This is a genomic window from Ornithinimicrobium flavum (genome assembly GCF_004526345.1).
Classification (GTDB): domain Bacteria; phylum Actinomycetota; class Actinomycetes; order Actinomycetales; family Dermatophilaceae; genus Ornithinicoccus; species Ornithinicoccus flavus.
This window is the reverse complement of record NZ_CP038213.1, coordinates 1,188,694-1,210,074: the sequence shown is the minus strand read 5'-3', so window position 1 is coordinate 1,210,074 and position 21,381 is coordinate 1,188,694. Positions and strand designations below refer to the sequence as shown.

Sequence of the window (21,381 nt, the reverse complement as noted above, 5' to 3'; positions counted from 1 at the left end):
CCTGGCTCATGCCGACCGGCTCGACCCCGGTCAGGCGGCGCCCGGGCGGTGGCTGGTGAGCTCCACGGCGACGGGGAGCAGGCGCACCCCGGCGTGGGTGGCCAGGTAGGTCCCGTGCAGGGTCAGGCCCAGCTCACGGCATACCTGCAGGGCCGCGTCGTGCACCCGCCGGTCGTCGTCGTCCAGCCCCCCGAACTGCTTCGCCACGGCCAGGACCAGGCCGCGGACCTCCGGCACCTCGCGCAGCCCGTCGGTCATCTGCCGCACGACGTCGGCGCGGTCGGGGCAGCCCTGCGTCTCGACGAAGACGGGCTGGGAGAGCGTGCCGTCAGGGCGGCACAGCAGGAAGGAGAGTCCTCCGCTCGAGCGGTCGAGGTCGCTGACGACCAGGTCGACCACGTCGGCGGCCAGGGCCGGGTCGGCGAGGGAGCGGGCCAGTCGGAGGGCAGGTCTTCGTAGGTCATGCGGGGAGCCTGCCGAGCCGGGCGCCCGGCCCGCAGAAGTTCTCCACAGACGGACCGCCCGGCGAGCGGTGTCCACAGATGTCGCCCTGACCGGCAGCAGACCCCCACGGAGTGGTAGGACGGTCGCGTCGGGACCTGGCTCAGAGGACCAGCTGCGAGACGCCGTGGATGACGAGCCCAACGAGGGCGCCGACGACGGTCCCGTTGAGCCGGATGAACTGCAGGTCCCGCCCGACGTGCAGCTCGATCTTCTCCGAGGCCTCCCGCGCGTCCCACCGCTTGATGGTGGTGGAGATGACCGAGGTGAGCTCGGGCCCGTAGCGCTCCATGAGACCCACGACCGTGTCCGCGCTCCAGGCGTCCAGCCGGGCGCGCACCCCGTCGTCCTCGACGACCCGCCGGCCCAGCCCGGCCAGGCCGCTCGCCATCCGTTCGCGGAGCACGCTGTGCGGGTCCTCCAGCGCCTCGAGGACGGTGTTGCGCAACGTCTCCCCCAGGCGGACGCCGGTGGTGGCGACCTGCGGGTGCTCGAGCAGCCGCTCCTTGAGCGACTCGAAGCGGGCCTGGGTGCGGGGGTCGGTCTGCAGGTCCCGCCCGAGCTCGGCCAGGTAGGAGTCGACGGCGTGCCGGATGGTGTGGTCGGGGTTGTCCTTGACCTCCTTGGCCCAGCGGAGCAGCTCCTGGTAGACGCGACGGGTCACCTGGTCGTTGACCCAGACGGGTGCCCAGCTGGGGGCGCGGGAGCGGATGATCGCCTCGACCTCGTCCTGGTGCAGCGCCAGCCAGGCGTGCAGCTCCCGGGCTGCCAGGTCGACCAGCCCGTGGTGGGACCCGTCGTCGACGACCCGCTCCAGCAGGTGTCCCGCCAGGGGCGACAGGGGCTCCCGCCGCACCCGGGGGATGAGCACGTCCTCGATGAGCGTCCGCAGCTCGTGCTCGTCGACCCGCTCCAGGCCCCGGCGGAGGAAGGGGACGGCCTCGGAGGTGACCCGCTCGGCGTTCGCGGGCTCGGCCAGCCACCGCCCGAGCCGGCGCACCACCTGCGCGTCGAGGAACTTCTCGCGCAGCACCTGCGGCGTCAGGAAGTTGTCGCTGACGAACTGCTCGAGCCCCTCCCCCAGGTCGTCCTTGCGTCTAGGGACCAGCGCCGTGTGCGGGATGGGCAGCCCCAGCGGGTGCCGGAAGAGCGCGGTGACGGCGAACCAGTCCGCGATCGCGCCGATCATCCCCGCCTCGGCCGCCGCGTTGACGTAGTCCCACGCCGGCCCCCGGTCGTAGGTGAGGACGTAGACGACCGCCATGAGGACGAGCAGCCCGGTCGCCACGACACGCATCCGGCGCAGGCCCTCGCGGCGGGTGGCGTCGTCGACTCGGGTCAGGGTCTTCTCCACCGGGTCAGCCTACGGTCAGCGCGCCGGCACCCCGTCGCGCCAGACCCCCTCGTCCCACACCCCCTCGTCCCAGGCACGGCCCAGGACCGGCAGGTAGGCCTCGCAGTCCCATCCCTGCTCGCGCACCCACCCCGGCGACCCGTAGGTGTGGGCGTACCGGTCGCCACCGTCGCACAGGAGGGTGACGATCGAGCCCGACCTCCCCTGCTCCCGCAGCTCGCAGGCCAGCCGGAGCGCTGCATACACGGCCGTCCCCGTCGACGGCCCGCACGAGATCCCGACCCGGTCGCGCAGGAACCGCATGGTCGCCACCGAGGCGGCGTCGGGGACGCCGATCATCCGGTCCACGACCTCGGGGATGAAGCTCGGCTCGACCCGGGGCCGCCCGATCCCCTCGATCCGGGACCCCGTCGGGAGGCCGGAGGTGGCCTCGCCGGCGAACGCGGGCAGGAAGGCCGAGCCCTCCGGGTCCACCACGCACAGCTGCGCCGACAGCCCGTGCAGCCGGAAGTAGCGGCCGAAGGTCGCCGAGGTGCCCCCGGTGCCGGCGCCGACGACGACCCACGTCGGGCACGGGTGGCGCTCCATCGACAGCTGGCCCAGGGTCGACTCGGCGATGTTGTTGTTGCCGCGCCAGTCGGTGGCCCGCTCCGCATACGTGAACTGGTCCATGAAGTGCCCGCCGGTCCGCTCGGCGATCGCCCGGGACACGTCGTAGACCTCCCCCGGGTCGTCCACGAACTCGCACCGCCCGCCCTCCCGCTCGATCAGCGCGATCTTCTCGGGGCTCGTTCGGCGGTGCATGACGGCCACGAAAGGCAGGCCCAGCATCCGCGCGAAGTGCGCCTCGGACACGGCGGTCGACCCCGAGCTCGCCTCGACCACGGTGGTTCCCTCGTGCAGGTAGCCGTTGCACAGGGCGTAGAGAAACAGCGAGCGCGCGAGCCGGTGCTTGAGGCTGCCGGTGGGGTGCGTGGACTCGTCCTTGAGGTAGACGTCGACGTCCCAGCCCGCGGGCAGGTCCAGCCTGACCAGGTGGGTGTCGGCGCTGCGGTTGGCGTCCGCGCGGAGCCGCCGGACGGCCTCGTCCACCCAGGGGCGGACCGCCGGGCGGGGTGCGGTGCGGTCGGTGATCGGCATCGGCGTCTGCACCCTCCGCACCGTAGACGACGGCTGTACCGTCGGGACATGGGCAGGTCTGACGATCCCGGGGCCCACGACCTCGAGTTCAGCGGGGAGGTCGTCGAGTGGCGGGGGCCGGCGCCCTTCCACTTCGTGGTGGCTCCGTCGGAGGAGTCGCGGTGGCTCACCGAGATCATGCGGGACGTGACCTACGGCTGGGGGATGATCCCCGTCCTGGGGCAGGTCGGGACCACGGAGTTCACCACGTCCCTGTGGCCGAGGCAGGGCGCCTGGTGGGTGCCGCTCAAGGACGCCGTGCGACGAGCCGAGGGCATCGAGCTGGGGGACGTCGTCACCGTCGGGCTGACGATCCGGACGGACTGAGAGGTATGCGGCCCACGGCGCCCGGGCCATCTCGGGGGCCGGCTCGGAGTCGGCTTGGAGTCGGTCCGGGGGCCGGATCAGCTGCCGGCCAGGTCGGTCAGCGCGTCGACGTCGGTGAGGACGATGCGGCGCCCCCGGCCGGGCTCGATGAGGCCCGCGTCAGCGAGCCGGCGCAGGTGGCGGCTCAGGGACTCCGGGGTGGTGTCGAGCAAGGAGGCGATGTCCTTCTTCGCCAGGGGCAGGGTGACCTCGACCGCCCCGTCGGTGTGCCGCGCCGGCAGGCCGAGGAGGTAGTCCGCGAGCCGGGAGGGGACGTCGACCGACACCGCGGCCGCGAGCCGCTGCTCGGTCTGGTCCAGCCTTCTGCTCACCGTCTGGAGCATGCGGAGCCCGACGCTGGGGTGCTGCGCGATCAACCGTCCCAGGTCGTCGTGCGCGAAGACGCACAGGCTGCCCGGCTCCAGGGCCACGGCGAAGTGGTCGGGCCTGGCCCCGGTGAGGAACGCCGACTCCCCCACGAAGTCACCCGGGCCCAGGACACGGACGATCTGCTCATGACCGTCCACGCTGAGCCGGGAGATCTTGACCTGCCCTGTGTGCACCACCATCAGCTGCGCGGTGGGCGCACCCGCGGCGTAGATCTGCTCGCCCTTGTCCACCTGGGTCGGTCTGGCCACCGAGGCCACGTCCAGCTGCTCGGCATACGTCAGCCCCTGGAAGAGCGGGACCCGGGCGACGCACAGCTCGTCACGTCCCCCGTGGTGGGGCTGCTCGGCGGACACGGCGCACCTCCTCTGCGTCGTCCCACTATCGCAGCCGTGCCCGACGGTTCATCCGCGCCCGGTCCTCCCGCCGGACAGCAGCTCCCTCAGCCGTCGGTCCGGGCCTCGTGCACCCTGTCCATCCGAGCGAGGTCGGCCAGCGCCTGCTCGACCACGGTGAGGTTGCCCGATCGGAGCTGACCGACCAGACGCACCAGCTCCCCCGTGTTGACGCCCTCGGCGCGGGCGGACGCCAGGTGGGAGCGGCTGGTGAGCTCCATGGCGAGCACGGCGTCGGCCTGAGCCCGGACGGCCTGCTCGTGGTGGTCGTCGGACCCGGTCCCGGCCGACGTGGAGTCCACGGACGTCGCGGCGGAGGTGGTCACCGCCGCGCCGGTGCCGGGCCAGAAGACGTCGGCATACCCGACGTTGCCCGCGCGGTTGGGGTGGAAGGACTCGACGATGGGGCTGCTCAGACCGTTCACCCACTCGGTGGAGTCGCACACGGCGTGACCGACAAAGGCAGGGCGGGGGTCGACATACCGGAACCCCGCCGCCTGCGAACGCTGGGCGATGGTGCCCGCGAGCTCGTCGGTCGCGGCGTTCAGCCGGCTCATCTCCGAGGAGCTGAAGAAGGTGGCCAGGTGGCAGTCCCGGCCGTTGAAGAGACGCGGGTAGGAGCCGATGACGACGTCGGCGTTCGGAGCACGGGTCCCCACCTGCGCGAAAAGGGTGTCGTAGCGGCTCGGCATGGTCGTCCGCAGCAGGGTGAGCGAGCTGTTGATCCTGCCGTCGCAGTTCGACAACCACCCCGGGAGAGCGCACTGGGTGATCACGCCCGCGAAGTCGAGGTCGTTGCCGCCGATCGTCATCGTCACGTAGTCGGTCTCGGTGGTGAGCGCCGCCAGCTGGTTGGCGTGCACGTCGGCGGTCGTGGCCCCGCTGCAGGCCTGGTAGTCGAGGTGCAGACCGTGGCGGGCCGCCAGCAGCGCCGGGTAGCCGTAGGGCGAGCGGTAGCAGTCCCCGGTCGACGCGCGGGTCCCGGTGCCGGAGGAGAACGAGTCACCCAGGGCGACGTAGGACGTCCCGGCGGCGGCATCGGAGCTCAGGCCTGCGGCGGCTCCAGAGGTCAGGCCCACAGCGACCTTAAGCGCCGAACCGTCGGCGACGGCGGGTGCTGCGGGGAGGGACAGGGCGAGGGCCGTGGCACCGGCGGCGAGCAGTGCGGGACGGGTGGTGACGCGTCGTCGAGTCATCTTCCGATACTGGCGAGTCACTTCGGCGGCCGACAAGGCCTCGCGCGCAACCTTGACCAAGTGCAGACCTTTCCTTGACCGAGTCTTGACCTGCGGCGGGGCCCGATCAGAAGGGGACGGGATCGTCGCCGCCCGGCCGCCCACCACTGTGACCTCGCGCGTCACCCTCGCCGCGCACATCGCCCTCACCGCCGGCGTCGCCCTCACCGCGCGGGTCGCCCTCACCCTTGGTGGCGCTTCCGGGCCTCGCAGGTCCGTCCGCGCGAACGGCCTCCGTCCACTGATCCGCCTCGAGGATGCTCCGGGGATCGACGGTGATCAGCTGCTCGGGCGACGGGGTGCCAGGCCGTGGCCCGGGGACCTTCCTGCCGTCAGGCCGGGTGTGCCGCACCCAGATCGCCCGGTAGGAGTCGCTGGCCAGCCATTCGTCGGATGTGGGGTCGTCGCCGGGCTTCTCCAGCGGCGCTCCCGCCCGACGGGCGCAGAGCGCGGCGTAGGTCAAAAACGAGGCGAGGTGGCGCTCGTCCCGACGGTCCTGGGCAGGATCCCGATGTTCGTGGGCATGGTCCCGCCGTTCCTGGGCATGGTCCCGCGGTGCGTCACCAGCACGAGCCGAGGTGGACCCCATCAGGTCAGGAGCACGACCCGTGAGGGGTCCGGGGAGGGCCGAGACGGAGGAGAGGTACTGACGGTAGTCGTGGGTCCTCGTCGTGTAGAGCCTCCCGAAGAAGCTCGTCCACGTGACGTTGCGAGTCGCATCCATCTGAGCCTTCCAGTGCTCCGACGTCTTGAGGACGTGCCCCGTGCGGTGCAGCCCCTGGAGGTTGAGCTCGGTGGTGGGACCGCCCAGGAGGTACGGGACGACGTGGTCGAGGTCCCCGTCCCGGACCGGGATCGTCGACCCCGGGAAGCGGCTGAAGACGTCCGCCGCCCGGATCTGGGCGCGCATGGTCGCGTCGGGCCGGTAGGCGGCGACGGTCCTCTCGAGGCACCGCCCGTCGGCCGGATCGATGAGGAGCCTGGACAGGGTGACGCCATGTCCGCCGGCGATGGCCAGCACCTCGGCCTTGGTGAGGAACCGTGGGAACCTTCCGAGGACCCGACCGACACCGTCGCTCGCGGCCGGGTGAGACCCGGGCGCAGCAGCGGCTCCGTCCTCGGGGTCGCCTTCGGCTGCGCCGACCTCGTGGGGCACGTTGACGAATCCTGTGGCCCCGTCGAGGGGAACGAGCGCGTGCGCGCCGAGGGAGTCCCACGGCACGACGACCTGCAGCTCGTAGCTGGGTGTGCCCGAAAGGATCTGCACGAGGCTCTCGATGTCGTCAGGGGTGATCACCCCGATCTCATCACCCAGGTCCGGCAGGGGCAGGACCCCGTGGAGCAGCAGTGAGCGGGCGATGTCTGACCGCAGCTGCGGCTCCGTCCGCTCGTCTCCCGCTGCCCGCGCCCGTCGCGCGAGGACGTGGAGCCGGTCCACGCAGGCGGACACCGAGGCCGTGTCACCGCTGATGACGACCTGGCCACTGCCGTCGTCGTCGACGAACCCGAAGGCGTTGCGTCGCCGGTGCTGCTCCGCACGGTCCGCCGCCGTCGCCGCCGGGTCCTGCGCCTCCCGGCGGGTGGCCTCGCGCTCCAGAGCCTGGTGGAACTGCTTGTCACCCCACGGGGCGCGGGACAGCTCTCCGTCGGCGGTGATCCGCTCGACGACGACCCGGCTGAGGTCGTCCCCGAAGAGCGCCCCCGCGATCTCGATCGCCACCTCGCGGGGGATCCTCGGGTTGCTCCAGCACCGCCGCCAGAAGGCCGTGACGAGCGACCATCGCGCCACCCCCGTGCGCAACCCGGTGAGCACGTGCTCCATCAGGGGCGGGGGCGCCAGGCCGATCGCCGCCGTCTCGCGCGTGTGCCAGCGACCCTGACCCGTGGCGGCCGCGAGCTCCTCGGCGCTGAGGGCGCGGCACGTCGCCTCCCAGCGCTCCCTCACCGTCCTGGCCATGGAGTCCGCGGACTCGGTGCCCCGCTCGGCCAGGATGACCGAACCGGCTTCCACGGCAAGATCGCGGGCGGCGAGCATGCGGCACCCCTCCAGCAGGGACGTCATGGCCGCCGCCTCCTCGGCCACCGAGATGGCTTCCGACGGCTGGAGGAAGACGTCAGCTCCCTGGACGACCAGCCGGGTGATGGCCGGGAGGACGACGGCGCAGGTGGAGGCGAGCGCCTCCGGCATACCTGATGCGCGCAGCGCCTCCTGGAGCGCCACGGCGGACGGGTCCGGGCCACCAGACGATCGGGCCGTTCCCCCTTCCCACGCCGGACGTGGGCCCTCCCCCCGCACGAGCCGGAGCTGTCGCGCCCCCTCGTCGTCGCGGTCAATGCTCCCCATGACATCCACCCCCTCGGTGCCGGACGTCCCGCCCGGGCCGCTCCCCTGTGCGGCATACCGTCACCTTAGTCGAACACCTGTTCGATGTCAAGCGCTGCTGCTCACCGGTGGTCCGTCACCCCCGTGTGGTTGGCTGGGAACCCACGACACAATGAGAGCGTCAGCAAGGCGGGGCCGTCCACGTCAGGGGGATGGGATCCACGCACCGCGACCAGCACAGGAGACGACGATGACCGATCAGCCGCTCGCCGCGCCCGAGCCCCTTGCCGCCCCGGGTCCGCTGGTGCTCACCGCACCCGCCCCCGCCGCGCCCGTGACGCAGACCGCCGCGCCCAGGATGGCCCCGCAGGTCGACCCGGCCGCGGTGCCGGCGCTGGACGCCAAGGTCGACGCCTTCCTGCACGGCCTGACCGAGGTCGAGACCCGGTCCCCGGAGTTCGCCCAGAAGGCGGCCGACGTGCGGACCATGGGCGACCAGGACATCCGGGCGGCCGCCGAGACCTCCAACCGGTTGCTCAAGTCGCCCGTGCGCGCGCTGCAGCAGGGCGGTGTCTCCAAGGAGTCCAAGGTCGGCCAGACCCTCATGGAGCTGCGCCGCACCGTCGAGGACCTCGACCCCAAGCAGGCCACCGGGCCCAAGAAGTGGATCGAGCGCCTCCCCTTCACCGACCGGCTCACCAACTACTTCCAGAAGTACGAGTCGGCCGAGAAGCACCTCGACGCGATCCTCCACGCCCTGCGCAACGGCCAGGACGAGCTCGCCAAGGACAACGCGGCGCTCAACATGGAGAAGCAGCAGCTGTGGGACGCGATGGGCCGGCTCAACCAGTACGTCTACATCGCCGAGAAGCTGGACGCCCGGGTCGCGGCCAAGATCGCTGAGCTCGACGAGACCGACCCCGACCGCGCCAAGGCGATGCGCGAGGACGTCCTGTTCTACGTGCGGCAGAAGCACCAGGACCTGCTCACGCAGCTGGCGGTCTCGATCCAGAACTACCTGGCCATCGACATCGTCATGAAGAACAACATCGAGCTCATCAAGGGTGTCGACCGCGCCTCGACCACCACGGTCTCCGCGCTGCGCACCGCGGTCCTGGTCGCCCAGGCGCTGAACAACCAGCGCCTGGTCCTCGACCAGATCACCGCCCTCAACCAGACGACGTCGACGATGATCCAGCGCACATCCGAGATGCTGCGGGACAACTCCGTCGCCATCCAGGAGCAGGCGGCCTCGGCCACCCTGGGGCTCGAGCAGCTGCAGGCGGCCTTCGCCAACATCTACTCGACCATGGACGCCATCGACCAGTTCCGCACGCAGGCGCTGGACGGGATGGCCCAGACCATCGGCGTGCTGGAGGGCGAGGTGGAGAAGTCGCGGGAGTACCTCGACCGCGCCCAGCGCACCGACGCCCGCCTGGCCGGCGGTGAGCTCGACCTGGGTGATGCTCCTCCGACGAGGCGCTGACCGTGGGGTTCTCCGACCTGCTGGACCGGATGCTCGGACGCCCGCCGACCCAGCCCGAGGAGCGGATGACCCTGCCCGCTCCCCCCACCGCGGAGGACGTGTATGCCGCGCTGGACCAGACCGAGCAGCTGCTCACCTCCACGGCGCTGCCCTCGGTCGTCACCGCCCGCGGGCAGCGCATCGTGGACACCGTCCGCGACACAGTCCCGCGTCTGGCCAAGCTGGCGGGGCGACCTGGGCTACACCATCAGCGCGACCGCCATCGACTACCTGCCAGAGGCCATCGGCAGCTACCAGCGGCTCCCCCGTCGGTATGCCGACACCCGTCCCGTCGACGGCGCCAAGACGTCCCTCATGGTCCTCGTCGACCAGCTCGACCTCCTCGGGCTGACGATGGACAAGGTCTTCGACGCGGTCTTCCGGGCCGACGCGAGGGAGCTGGTGGCGCAGGGCCGGTTCATCGCCGAGAAGTTCGGGTCGACGGGTCAGGGCGGCACCCTGCGGATCGACCCCGAGCAGGCGCCCGTGCCCGAGCCCGACGACCCGACGGGACAGGTCACCGCGCTGTCCCCGCCCGCCGGGCTCTCCCCGCCCGACGCGCTCACGCCTCCGGAAAGAGACGCCTGATGACGACCGACGACCTGCGCGCCGCGGTCGACCAGCTGGCCAGGGTCGCCCGTGAGGCCGGGCTCGACGAGGGTATGGCGCGCACGGAGGCCCGCTCCGTGGCTGCCGCGGTCCTGGAGCAGCCTGGCCCCAGCAGCGCCCACGTGCTCTGGGCAGAGACCTTCGAGCTCCCGACCAGCGAGTTCTTCGGCGCCGTCCCGCGGGGCCGGCGCTACGCCTCGGTCCCGACGACCCTGCTCTCCTCCCTGGTGGCCGACAGCCACCCGAGGGCGGTGGGCTACGCCCAGGCCCTGGCCGACGTGGCGGCAGCCGCCTCCGCGATCCCGGGGGCCGGGCCGGTCGCGCTCGGCAAGGCGCTCTCCGTCCAGCGCGCCCAGCTGGAGGCCGCGGGCCAGCTCCCGTCCCACGGGCCGGGCACACCGACCGAGGGCCTCACCCCGCCCTCCGGGGCGACCCCCGGGTCTCCCCCGCGAACCGGTGGGATCCCCGGCGTGCCCCTGCCCGGCGACCGCGCCGGCCTGGAGGCCTTCGGGAGCGACCTGCTCCGTCGCGCCCAGGAGCAGTCGATGCGGGTGCGCGAGATGCTCGGCCAGATCGGGCAGCACGGCGGCACGCAACAACCATGGGACGCGGCCGGTGGTGGTCAGGAGCAACCACACCAGGCGGCCGGTGGTGGTCAGGGGCAACCACACCAGACGGCCGGTGGTGGTCAGGGAGCCGCATACCCCGACCAGGTCGCGACCCAGCCCCCGCCCGAGGGCACGGGCGCACCTGCCGAGCCCGAGCCGGACCCCGAGCCGGAGCGGACGGTCGAGGAGCTGCTGGCCGAGCTCGACGCCCTCATCGGGCTGGAGCGAGTCAAGGCCGAGATCCACCGTCAGGTCGCGGTGCTGAAGATGGACGCGCGGCGTCAGGAGGCCGGGCTCAAGGTCGTCACGCTCACCCGCCACCTCGTCTTCGTCGGCAACCCTGGCACGGGCAAGACCACGGTCGCCCGGCTGGTGGGCGGCATCTACCGCGCGCTCGGTCTGCTGTCCAAGGGCCAGCTCGTCGAGGTGGACCGCAGCGAGTTGGTGGCCGGCTACCTCGGGCAGACCGCGGCGAAGACCTCCGAGGTGGTCAAGAGCGCGATGGGCGGGGTGCTGTTCATCGACGAGGCCTACAGCCTGTCCGGCGACCAGTACGGCAAGGAGGCCGTCGACACCCTCGTCAAGGAGATGGAGGACCACCGCGACGACCTCGTCGTCATCGTGGCCGGCTACCCCGAGCCGATGGCGGAGTTCGTGGCGCTCAACCCGGGGCTGGAGAGCCGCTTCCGGACGATCATCGAGTTCGACGACTACACCGACGAGGAGCTGGTCGGGATCCAGCACGTCCTCGCCGAGAAGATGGACTACGACATCGCCAGCGAGGCTGAGCAGCGCTTCCGCGAGATCCTCGCGGCCACGCCGCGCGGCCCGAGCTTCGGCAACGGCCGCTTCTCCCGCAACCTGCTGGAGGCGGCGATCGGTCGGCACGCGTGGCGGCTGCGCGAGGAGGCTGACGTCACCCTGGAGCAGCTGCGGACGCTGGAGCGTCAGGACTTCGAGGACCGGGACGGCGTGGACCTGTATGCGGACCCGGTCGCCTCGGGCTCGGGGACGGAGGACGTCGCTGAGCTGGACGGGACGGGGACGCCGAGCGGGTCGCCCGGCGACGAGGAGGAGCGGGAGTGACCAGCCCCGCGCAGGGCACGTCGCCGGCGCCCGCCACCGCTGCCACCCCGCAGGGCGCGGCGTCCCCGACCGGCGCCGGGAGCCCGCAGCGCGCGCGCACGTCGACGGCCTCGTCGTGGTCCACCCCGGCCCGTCTCCGGCTGGCGCGGGGCCTGGCCACCGCCGCCGCCCTGCTCACCGGGGTCGTGGCCACCGGGACCTTCGACACGAGCGGGGTCAACCCCACCCCCAACGTCATCGCGGCCCAGTGGGAGGCCGGCGAGCGCGCCGGCACCGAGGTGGCGGCCAGCCGTCTCGAGGTGGCCCGGTCCGTCGCCGAGAAGGCGGCGGACGTGCCGCAGGACCAGCGTGGAGCCGACCCCGGAGCCTTCCGCACCCATCTGGGCGAGGCCGAGGAGCTCATCGCCCGCTCGGGGTCGCCGACCTCGGGCAGCCTGGTCGAGGTGGCCCTCGCCGGCCAGGCCGCGATCGACGCCCCGGACGGGGAGGCGGCGGGCACGGCATACCAGGAGGTCGTCGGGCTGACCGACACGGCCCTGAGCGCCACGGACGAGGTCGCCGCCGGCCACGCTCTCGACCTGCGCACCGGCTCCCGGTCGGCCCTCACGGCCGTGGTCGGCGGGCTGGCCACCGTCGTCCTGGGCGCCATGCTCGTGTGGCTCGCCCTGCTGACCCGGCGCATCGTCAACGTGCCCCTGCTCGTCGCCACGGCGATCACCGCGGGCCTGACCTACGTCTCCCTCAACCCGTCCGCCCTGCCGCTGGACATCGACCAGCGGGTGGACGACGCGAGCCGGGCGACGCAGGCCCTCCAGGACGTCCGCCTGGCCCGGGCCGAGCAGTACGCCCAGGCCGCCGACCTCGGCGCGGGACGCGAGGCGGTCCAGCAGGCCACCCGCAGCCTCACCAGCCTCGGCAACCGTAGCGCCAGCGACGACTGGCGGCAGGTCTTCGAGGGCCAGGCCGACCTGGACGCCGCCGCCGGCCCGGGCGAGGCGCTGGCGGCGCTGGCCCAGACCCAGGAGAGCTACGAGTCGGCGGAGTCGACGCTGGTCGCGCTGGTCGACACCCGGTTGAGCGGGTCGGTGGGCGACGTCGGCGGGCCGGCGCTGGTCACCTCGGGGCTGGCCCTGGTGCTCGGGCTGGTCGCGGCCGGGTTCGCCTGGACGGGGCTGAGCCAACGACTGAAGGACTACCGATGACGATCGCACCCGGTGAGTGCCGGGGCCACGGAGGGGATCGATGAGCGAGACGCGTACCGGCCACGAGGACGAACACGACCCCCACGACGCCCCCATGCTGGTCCTCGGGGAGGACGTCGAGGACGTCGAGGACACCACGGCCGAGGAGCTGGCCCGCCAGCGGCAGGAGCTCGAGGAGCAACGGAGCCGGATGGAGCAGGAGGCCCGGCGCCGGCGGGAGGAGGCCGAGGCCGAGGCCGCCAGACTGCGCCGGGAGGCGGAGGAGAAGCTGGCCCGGGAGCGGCGCGAGACCGAGATCGAGCTTGCCCGCCGCCAGCGCGAGATCGACGACGCCGAGCGTGAGCTGGAGCGCAGGCGCCGCCGTCTGCAGAAGGAGACCGGGAGGACCGCCCACGTGGAGGTCCGGCCGACACGGCGCTCCGGCAGGAAGGACCGGGAGAGCGACGGCAACAGCCTGCTCGCCGCGGTCGACCGGCGCAGCGGCACCCCGGTGCCCCGGCTGGGACGGGCCGGCGCCCTGGCCGCGCTGGCGGCCGCCCTCGTCGCCCTCGGCGCCCCGCTGTCGATCGACCCCCCGCCCCCGGAGGCGGTCCAGGAGTTCGTGGCCCAGGACGAGGCCCGCATCGCCTGGGCGGACACCGGGCTGGCGCTGGACCGCGACGTCCTGGCCTATCTCGACGGCGAGGACGTCACCGTCGACGGCCAGGTCCCGAGCGTCGCTCGGGCGGAGGCGCTCACGGACGGCGACGACTACTACCTCGACCCCTTCGTCCAAGGGGTGGGTCCGCTCCTGGAGGCGCCAGGCAGTACCCCGCAGCGGGTGCTCAGCGCCTGGACCGAGGCCCGCGACGCCGCCCGTTACAGCGTAAGCTCCTACGACGTCGACCGGGCGGCCGAGGCCCTGGACACCGACAGCGCCTTCCCGACCTGGATGCTCCTGGGGGCCGTGGTGTCGACGGGGGTCCTGGGCTACGGCCTGCTCCGGGGCGGCTCCCGGGTGGGCGCCGGCCTCGCCGGGCTCGCGCTCGTGCCCACGGTGATGCTGCTCGTGGACGGCGACCGGCACCTGGACGTGGAGGACCCGATCGCCCGGCACGAGGTCGCCATGGAGGGCTCGGAGAGCCTGCACCGACAGCTGGGGCAGGACCTCCAGGTGGTGCTCGGCACCCGCACGATCGAGTCCTACCAGCGTGACACCTACTGGGAGGAGTCCGGCTGGCTGAACGACGTCAGCCCCGACGTCCTGGAGGTCTACGCCGCGGCGCGCGCACCGCTGCAGGCCGTCGACCTGCGCAACCTCCCCCTCGAGGAGTCGGTCCCCCACGCGGAGACCCTCGTCCAGGCCGGCGAGCAGGCGCTGCAGGCGCAGCACGAGCTGGTCGCCCGGGCCCGGACCGAGGTGGTCGCCGGCACCGTGAGCGACCTGGACCTGGGGCGCTACGTCCCGACCGCGTTGGCGGCCGGGCTGCTGCCGCTGCTCGCCCTGATCCCGGCGATCGTCCGCCGGCAGAAGGTGGCCGGATGACGCCGCGGTATGCCGTCACGCCCCCCGCCCCGGGGTCGCTCGGCTCCGACGTCCCGGACCGGGAGCTGCTGCGCTACCTCGACGCGCTCATCCGGTGGAAGGACGAGCGGCGGGCCGAGCTGGACCGTCTGGACCAGGCGGCGCTCGGGCTGGAGGACCCCGCCGAGCGAGCCGCCGTCACCCCCGACGTCACCCTGTCGATGACCTTGTGGCAGGCGGTGTCCGACCGGGTGGCGCTCATCCTGGCCACGTGGGACAGCGGCCGGGTCGGCGAGGCGGAGCGGCGCCGGATCACCACCCTGGTCTGGGGCTCCCTGGAGCAGCCGGGCTCGCGGGGGGCCGGTCAGGCGCTCGCGGTCTCCCTCCCCGAGGCCTGCCGGCTCTCCGACTCCCTCGCCAGCTCGCTGCGCTCCCGGCTGCGCCTGGACGGCGCGGACCCGCGGGCGGCCGACCGGCTGGTCGACCTGCGCCAGCAGCTGGCCCGCATCGCCGACCAGGTCGCGCTCATCCCCGAGAGCCGGCGCGCCTCGGCGGCCGAGGTCCACGCCCTCCTCGAGCGTCGCGTCGAGGACGTCGCGGAGCGGGTCCGCCGCGGCGGTGACGTCGGCGGCTTCCTGGGGCCGCTGGAGGCGGAGGCCGCGACCACCGAGCGTGACCTCATCGTCGCCGCGTCGGCTCGTGCGCACGCCAAGGCCGACCGGGCCCAGGCCACCAGGGAGGTCGACGAGCTCGCCGCCCGCGGCCAGGCGGTCCGGGCGCTGGCCGAGCGCGCGCGGGCCGAGGTCCGCCCCGCACCCCGGCTCGGCGTGCCCGACGTCACCGCCCTGGGCCCGGTGCCCTCCGACCCCGACGGACTCACCGCCTACCTCTACCGGCTGGCGCGGGTCGAGCGGGCGCTCACGCAGGCCCACGGGGAGTATGCCGCCGCCCTCGCCAGGCGCGACGATCTCGCCGAGCGGGCCCGGCGGGTGCACGCGGCGCTGACCGCCGACGAGGGTGCGTCGGTGGCGATGGGTAGCCTCGCGGAGCAGACCCGGGAGGCCCTCGAGGCCCGCCCGACCGACCTGACCCGACTGGAGGCTCTCGTGCAGGCGCAGGAGACGTTCGCCCGGACCATGGGGATGAGCCTGTGAACCCGTGCGTCGAGCCGGGCTGCACCGGCTCCTACGAGGACGGCTGGTGCAACGTCTGCGGGTCTCCCGAGCCGCGCCAGGCCCCGGTCGCCGCCACCCCGCTGGGCGGGGCCGGGTCGGGCGTCGCCCCGGTGACCCCGGGCCCGGCGGGGTCCGCGGACGCGGGGGCGGACGGCATACCGGACCCCGACGTCAGCGGCGGCGCCCAGGTGGTCGCCACCCCCGGCCCCGGGCAGACCCGCCAGGCCGTGCGCGCGGCCACCGTCCGCCGGCAGCGGGCCCACGCGGCGGTGCGCCGGTCCCGCCTGGGCATGGGTCTGGCCCAGGTGCCAGACGTGCCGGTGACCGACCCGTCGCAGAAGATCATGACCGACCCGCAGGTGCCCGAGCACCGTCGCGTCTGTCCCAACTGCGGTGCCAAGGTGGGCCGGGGCGCGGGTGACCTGGAGGGCCGCCAGCAGGGCTTCTGCCCCCAGTGCCGCGCCCCCTACTCGTTCACCCCCAAGCTGTCCCCCGGCGAGCTCGTCGCGGGGCAGTACGAAGTGGTCGGGGCGCTCGCCCACGGCGGGATGGGCTGGATCTACCTCGGTCGGGACAAGAACGTCTCCGACCGCTGGGTCGTCCTCAAGGGGCTGCTCAACACCGGTGACGACGACGCGCTGGACGCGGCGGTCGCCGAGCAGCAGTTCCTGGCGCAGGTCAAGCACCCGCTGATCGTCGAGATCTACAACGTCGTGCAGCACGACGGCGACGCCTACACCGTCATGGAGCACGTCGGTGGGCGCTCGCTCAAGCAGCTGCTCCAGGACCGGATGCAGCAGGCCGGGCGCTACGCACCCTTCCCCGTCGACGTCGCCCTGGCCTACGTCATCGAGGCGCTGCCGGCCTTCCAGCACCTGCACGACCTCGGGCTGCTCTACTGCGACTTCAAGCCGGACAACCTCATCCACGAGGACGACGGCATCAAGCTCATCGACCTCGGCGGCGTGCGGCGGCAGGACGACCTGGAGTCCCCGATCTACGGGACGGTGGGCTACCAGGCGCCGGAGGTCGCCGAGCTGGGCCCCTCGGTCGCCTCTGACATCTACACGATCGGGCGCACGCTGTGCGTGCTCACCTTCGAGTTCCGCGGCTACCAGACGGAGTATGTCGACAGCCTCCCGCCGATGTCACAGGTCCCGGCGTTCGTGGAGCACGACGCGTTCTACCGCCTCGTGGCCCGCTGCTGCGCACCCGACCCGAACGACCGCTTCCTGTCCGTGGAGGAGCTGCGCTCGCAGATGATCGGGGTGCTGCGCCAGGTCGTGGCGGCCGGGAGCGACCACGCGGCCACCCTGTCGGCGCACTCGGCGGCCTTCGAGCCGCCGGTGTCGACCGGGGAGACGCTGTCCTGGTGGGAGCTGCCGGAGGTTAAGCGCGACGACACCGACCCGATGCTCGACTGGATCTCCTCCCTCCCCGAGAACGACCCGATGGCCATGCACGCCGAGCTCGTCAGGGCCGGCGAGATGACCCCCGAGGTGCTGCTGGCCCGGGCCCGCGCCGGCATCCGGATGGGGCAGCAGGAGTGGCTGGACGAGGCCGTCCGCGGGCTGCTGGCGGAGGACCCGTGGGACTGGCGCGCGTCCTGGGTGCGCGGGCTGTGGGCCCTGTCCCAGGCCGACGCGGACGAGAGCCGCCGGGTGGCCAGGGGGCAGAGCGCCGCGGGTCACTTCGCGGCCGTCCGCGACGCCCTGCCGGGCGAGATCGCGCCCCGCCTGGCGCTGGCCCTGGCCAGCGAGATGGGGGGCTACGCCAAGGCGGCCGAGCTGGACTACCAGCGGGCGTGGCGCACGGACGCCGGGTATGTCGCACCCGCCGCGTTCGGGCTGCACCGGGTCCGTCTCGGCCGGGACGACGTCCCCGGGGCCATCGCCGCGCTGGACTCCGTCCCGGCCGCCAGCCGGGCGCACCCCCGTGCCCGCTGGCTCCGGGCGGAGCTGCTGCGGCAGCGCGGCTCGCTGGCCGATCTGCGCGAGGCGGTGCACTCCGTCCGGCGGCTGACCCTGGACCCCCGGCAGCGGGCGCAGTTCCACGCCACGATCTACGAGCAGGCCCTGGCCCAGGTCGCCCGGCACGGTGAGAAGCCCGACTGGCGGCTGGGTGACGTGCCGGTGACCCGCGACAAGCTGTCACGCCAGCTGGAGAAGGAGTACCGCTTCCTGGCGGACTACACCCCCGACCCGCAGGAGCGGGCCGGCCTCATCGACCGCGCCAACGCGGTCCGACCCTGGAGCTGGACATGAGCGAGCAGACCCCCGTGCCGAGCCGCCCGTCCGACGTGCCGGGGAGGGTCGAGCCGGAGGCGCCGGAGACTGCCGAGACGCCGGTGGCTGCCGGGGCTCCCCCGGAGACGCCGGTGGAGGTCGAGGAGGAGATCGTCCCGCTGGAGCCGCCCGCGCCGCAGGAGGACTTCCCCGACCCGGAGCCCTTCTCCTCCGGGCCGCCCCCGCTGCCCACGCCCATGCTGGTGCTCGACGGCGACCTGCCCGCCCGGCAGGACCCGCCCCCGCCGGAGCCCGTCGACCACGGCACCTGCTCGGCCTGCGGCGGTGCCTACGACGAGGACGGCTGGTGCACGCAGTGCGGTGAGCGCAAGCCGGACCCGCGCCACCACTTCACCGACCGGCCCGCCGCGCACGTGGCCGGGGTCTGCGACCGGGGGGTGCGGCATACCGACAACGAGGACGCGATGGCCCTCTGGGGTGACCCCGAGGACGCCGGCCGGGCCGCCCTGGTCGTCTGCGACGGGGTCACCACCGCCACCCGCTCGGCCGAGGCCAGCCTCGCCGCCGCCGAGGCCGCGCTCGCCGCCCTGACCGGGGCCGACGAGCCGGCGGAGCAGCGGATCGCCCTGGCGACCGGTGCAGCGGCCGCGGCGGTGCGGCAGGTCGGCGAGGACTATCCCGACTCGGCGCCGTCCTGCACCTTCGTCGCAGCCGTCGTCGAGGACGGGCTGGCGACCCTGGGCTCGGTGGGCGACAGCAGGGCCTACTGGCTGCCGGACGCCGGCGAGCCGGTCCGCCTCACGACCGACGACTCGATGGCCGAGGAGCAGGTCCGGGCCGGCATGGGCCGCGCGGAGGCGGAGTCCGGTCCCCTGGCGCACACCATCACCCGCTGGCTCGGGCCGGACGCACCCGACCAGGCCCCCGAGATCACGACGCAGGACGTGCGGTCACCCGGCTGGCTGCTGCTGTGCACCGACGGCCTGTGGAACTACGCGTCCGATCCCACCGCCCTGCTCGACGTCGTCCGCGGGGAGCAGGAGCGGGTCGGCGACGACCCTCTGGACCTGGCCGGGGCCCTCGTCGCGTGGGCCAACGGCCAGGGCGGGGCCGACAACATCACGGTCGCGCTCATGCGGACCCTCGGTGCCGACCAGGCGGGCGGGGCGGGGCAGGATGGTCCTCATGGCTGAGTTCACCGCGACGGTCCACCAGAACGAGTTCCTGCCCGACGGCGGGACCGACGTGCACGCGATCGTCTCGGTGACCTGCACCGGGGCCGGCACGGTCAGCCCGATGAGCAGCGCCGCCGGCGAGGCGGGCGAGATCATCATCGTGGACGTCTCGGGCTCGATGGACGTGCAGGGTGTCCAGGCGGCGGCGTACGCCGCGTCGGCGGCGCTGGACCAGATCGTCGACGGCGTGTGGTTCGCGATCGTGGCCGGCAACCACGAGGCGGCGCTCTGCTACCCCACCGGGACGGTCGCGTCGATGGCCCGGATGTCTCCCCAGACCCGGCTCGAGGCCAAGCGTTCGCTGCAGCGCCTCGCCCCCGGAGGGGGCACCGCCATGGGCCGGTGGCTGCTGGCCGCCGCCCAGCTCTTCGGCACGGTCCCCTCCTTGACCAAGCGCCACGCGATCCTGCTCACCGACGGCGCCAACCAGCACGAGACGCCCCAGGAGCTGTCGTGGTCCATCGAGCAGGTGCGCGGCAGGTTCCAGGCCGACTGCCGTGGGCTGGGCGCGGCGTGGCAGGTGGCCGAGGTGCGGCGGATCGCCGAGGCCCTCATGGGCACCGTCGAGCTCATCCGCACGTGGGACGGGCTCTCGGAGGACTTCGCCTCGCTGATGCAGCAGTCGATGGGCCGCGGTGTGAGTGACGCCGAGTTGCGGGTCTGGGCCCCGCAGGGTGCGCAGGTGCTCTTCGTCAAGCAGGTGAGCCCGACGCTGGAGGACCTCAGCGCCCGGCGGACCGAGGTCAACGCGCTCACCGGCGGCTACGACACGGGTGCCTGGGGGGACGAGACCCGGGACTACCACGTCGCCGTGCGGCTGGCCCCCAAGGCCATCGGCCAGGAGCAGCTCGCGGCCCGCGTCCAGCTCGCCGTCGGCACCGAGGTCAAGGCCCAGGGCCTGGTCAAGGCGGCCTGGTCGGCCGACAGCCTGCTGACCGCGCAGATCAGCCCGGAGGTGGCCACTACACCGGGCAGACCGAGCTGGCCTCGGCCATCCAGGACGGGCTGCGGGCCAAGACCCTGGGTGACGACATCACCGCCACGTCCCGCCTGGGCCGCGCCGTGCAGCTGGCCCAGGCGACCGGGGACGAGGCCGCCACCTCCCGGCTGGCGCGGGTGGTCGACATCGAGGACGCCGCCACCGGGCGGGTCCGGTTGCGGCAGAACGTCGACAAGCTCGACGAGATGGAGCTCGACACCGCTTCGACGAAGACCACGCGGGTGCGCCCGTCGTGACCGTGACCTGCCCGGAGGGCCATCGCAGCGAGGCGACCGACTACTGCGACACCTGCGGCGCCCCGATCGGTGCCGCTGCGGCGGGGGCCGGGACCCCCTCCCCCGCCGGAGGACCTGCCCTCCCGGGGCAGTCGGGCGCCGGTGGCTCGGTCCTGGACCTCGACCCTGCCGGCCCGATCCCCACCGTGACGTGCCCCCACTGCGGCGGGGTCAACCTGGAGGACGCCCTCTTCTGCGAGGCGTGCGGCTACGACTTCACGACGGGGGCGGCGCCGCTCGACGACCTGCCTGGCGATCCGGCAGAGACCGAGGGGGCGGGCGAGCCGGAGGTGCCGGAGCCGGAGGAGGACAGGCCGGAGGGGAACGAGCCGGAGGGGCCGGAGCCGGAGGGGCCGGAGCCGGAGGAGAACGAGCAGGAGGGGCCGGAGCCGGAGGAGAACGAGCAGGAGGGCGCGGAGGCGGACGGGGAGAGCGTGCCGGACACCCACACCGGCACCCACCCCGACACCGCCGACGCCGACGCCGAATTGGCAGGCGAGGTGGAGGCGGGGTCCGCAGGCGAGATGGAGGCGGGGTCCGCAGGCGAGATGGAGGCGGGGTCCGCAGCCGATGCGGGGGCGAGGCCGGAGGGAGAAGCACCTCCCGAGGCCGCGCCCGCCGCCACCCCACCGATGACGGCCGAGGCCAGACCCGCGCACGTGCGGCCACGGCATACCCCGCCGTCCCGGGACCTGGCCGACGTGTGGGTGGTCGAGATGTGGGTCGACCCCGACTGGTATGCGGTGCAGCAGACGGACGAGGCGTGCCCCAGCGCGGGCGTGCCCGACATCGTCGTGGTCCGGCGCAACGTCGTCCTGGTCGGGCGGCCGTCCGGCAGCCTGGGCGTGCGCCCCGACGTGGACGCTGGCGCCGACAGCGCGGTCTCGCGGCGCCACGCCCAGCTCACCAGCGACGGCACCCGGTGGTGGATCGAGGACCTCGGCAGCAGCAACGGCACCTTCGTGGGGGTCGTCGGCGAGCCCCTGCCCACCGAGCCGCTCGCCCCGGGGCATCGCGTGGAGATCGACCGGGACGACCGGATCTACGTCGGAGCCTGGACCCGGCTCGTGATCCGTCAGGCCACGGCGTCGGAGAAGGCCGGGCAGGGCTGACAGCCCCCTCCGGTGCGGGCCGGCGCCCCTCGGACAGGGCCGTCGGCGCGCCGCACCCCACGTC

At 73.6% G+C, this 21,381-nt stretch carries 16 protein-coding genes and 1 pseudogene; 11 read left to right on the top strand and 6 right to left on the bottom strand.

What is annotated here, in order from left to right:
• Positions 1 to 30: 30 nt before the first annotated feature.
• From E3Z34_RS05670 to E3Z34_RS05660, 3 genes are all read right to left on the bottom strand, one after another.
• Positions 31 to 399, bottom strand: coding sequence for a hypothetical protein (locus E3Z34_RS05670; RefSeq protein WP_134772818.1), 369 nt, complete (start codon positions 397 to 399; stop codon positions 31 to 33).
• A 205-nt stretch (positions 400 to 604) separates the two neighbouring features.
• A complete protein-coding gene (locus E3Z34_RS05665) occupies positions 605 to 1,855 on the bottom strand; it encodes a DUF445 domain-containing protein (RefSeq protein WP_238695372.1) in 1,251 nt (416 codons plus the stop codon).
• A 15-nt stretch (positions 1,856 to 1,870) separates the two neighbouring features.
• Complete coding sequence (locus tag E3Z34_RS05660) at positions 1,871 to 2,995, bottom strand: PLP-dependent cysteine synthase family protein (RefSeq protein ID WP_134772817.1); 1,125 nt, start codon at positions 2,993 to 2,995, stop codon at positions 1,871 to 1,873.
• Between the two features lie 48 nt (positions 2,996 to 3,043).
• On the opposite strand from E3Z34_RS05660, the gene E3Z34_RS05655 reads away from it, so the two are divergent.
• On the top strand, positions 3,044 to 3,361 hold the full coding sequence (locus E3Z34_RS05655; RefSeq protein WP_134772816.1) for a DUF1905 domain-containing protein: 318 nt from the start codon (positions 3,044 to 3,046) through the stop codon (positions 3,359 to 3,361).
• Between the two features lie 77 nt (positions 3,362 to 3,438).
• On the opposite strand, the gene E3Z34_RS05650 is transcribed toward E3Z34_RS05655, so the two are convergent.
• The 3 genes from E3Z34_RS05650 to E3Z34_RS05640 form a co-directional block, all read right to left on the bottom strand.
• The gene (locus E3Z34_RS05650) at positions 3,439 to 4,143 is read right to left on the bottom strand and encodes a Crp/Fnr family transcriptional regulator (protein ID WP_134772815.1); all 705 of its coding nucleotides are present in this window, start codon (positions 4,141 to 4,143) and stop codon (positions 3,439 to 3,441) included.
• Positions 4,144 to 4,229: 86 nt separating this feature from the next.
• Entirely contained in the window at positions 4,230 to 5,378 is a 1,149-nt protein-coding gene (locus E3Z34_RS05645; protein WP_134772814.1) for an SGNH/GDSL hydrolase family protein, read from the bottom strand.
• Positions 5,379 to 5,484: 106 nt separating this feature from the next.
• Positions 5,485 to 7,761: an HNH endonuclease signature motif containing protein gene (locus E3Z34_RS05640; protein ID WP_134772813.1), complete on the bottom strand. Its 2,277-nt coding sequence runs from the start codon at positions 7,759 to 7,761 to the stop codon at positions 5,485 to 5,487.
• A 229-nt stretch (positions 7,762 to 7,990) separates the two neighbouring features.
• Here E3Z34_RS05640 and E3Z34_RS05635 point away from each other — a divergent pair, with 229 nt between their 5' ends.
• The 10 genes and pseudogenes from E3Z34_RS05635 to E3Z34_RS18635 all read left to right on the top strand — a co-directional run bounded on the left by E3Z34_RS05635 (position 7,991) and on the right by E3Z34_RS18635 (position 21,317).
• Positions 7,991 to 9,226 carry a toxic anion resistance protein gene (locus tag E3Z34_RS05635; RefSeq protein WP_134772812.1) on the top strand — a complete coding sequence of 412 codons (1,236 nt, stop codon included), beginning with the start codon at positions 7,991 to 7,993 and terminating at the stop codon, positions 9,224 to 9,226.
• A 102-nt stretch (positions 9,227 to 9,328) separates the two neighbouring features.
• The gene (locus E3Z34_RS05630; protein WP_238695371.1) at positions 9,329 to 9,853 is read left to right on the top strand and encodes a hypothetical protein; all 525 of its coding nucleotides are present in this window, start codon (positions 9,329 to 9,331) and stop codon (positions 9,851 to 9,853) included.
• Positions 9,853 to 11,568, top strand: a complete 1,716-nt coding sequence (locus E3Z34_RS05625; protein ID WP_238695370.1) for an AAA family ATPase — start codon at positions 9,853 to 9,855, stop codon at positions 11,566 to 11,568. The genes E3Z34_RS05630 and E3Z34_RS05625 overlap by 1 nt, the downstream gene beginning before the upstream one ends.
• Entirely contained in the window at positions 11,565 to 12,770 is a 1,206-nt protein-coding gene (locus E3Z34_RS05620; protein WP_134772811.1) for a hypothetical protein, read from the top strand. Before E3Z34_RS05625 ends, E3Z34_RS05620 begins: the two co-directional genes overlap by 4 nt.
• 40 nt (positions 12,771 to 12,810) lie before the next feature.
• Complete coding sequence (locus E3Z34_RS05615) at positions 12,811 to 14,295, top strand: hypothetical protein (protein ID WP_134772810.1); 1,485 nt, start codon at positions 12,811 to 12,813, stop codon at positions 14,293 to 14,295.
• Complete coding sequence (locus tag E3Z34_RS05610; RefSeq protein ID WP_134772809.1) at positions 14,292 to 15,428, top strand: coiled-coil domain-containing protein; 1,137 nt, start codon at positions 14,292 to 14,294, stop codon at positions 15,426 to 15,428. Before E3Z34_RS05615 ends, E3Z34_RS05610 begins: the two co-directional genes overlap by 4 nt.
• A complete protein-coding gene (locus E3Z34_RS05605) occupies positions 15,425 to 17,713 on the top strand; it encodes a serine/threonine-protein kinase (RefSeq protein WP_134772808.1) in 2,289 nt (762 codons plus the stop codon). Before E3Z34_RS05610 ends, E3Z34_RS05605 begins: the two co-directional genes overlap by 4 nt.
• Positions 17,710 to 18,888, top strand: a complete 1,179-nt coding sequence (locus E3Z34_RS05600; protein ID WP_134772807.1) for a PP2C family protein-serine/threonine phosphatase — start codon at positions 17,710 to 17,712, stop codon at positions 18,886 to 18,888. The genes E3Z34_RS05605 and E3Z34_RS05600 overlap by 4 nt, the downstream gene beginning before the upstream one ends.
• A pseudogene (locus tag E3Z34_RS05595) lies at positions 18,881 to 20,166 on the top strand (hypothetical protein). The gene E3Z34_RS05600 and the pseudogene E3Z34_RS05595 overlap by 8 nt, the downstream one beginning before the upstream one ends.
• Positions 20,163 to 21,317: an FHA domain-containing protein gene (locus E3Z34_RS18635; protein ID WP_238695369.1), complete on the top strand. Its 1,155-nt coding sequence runs from the start codon at positions 20,163 to 20,165 to the stop codon at positions 21,315 to 21,317. Before E3Z34_RS05595 ends, E3Z34_RS18635 begins: the two are co-directional and overlap by 4 nt.
• Positions 21,318 to 21,381 lie beyond the last annotated feature (64 nt).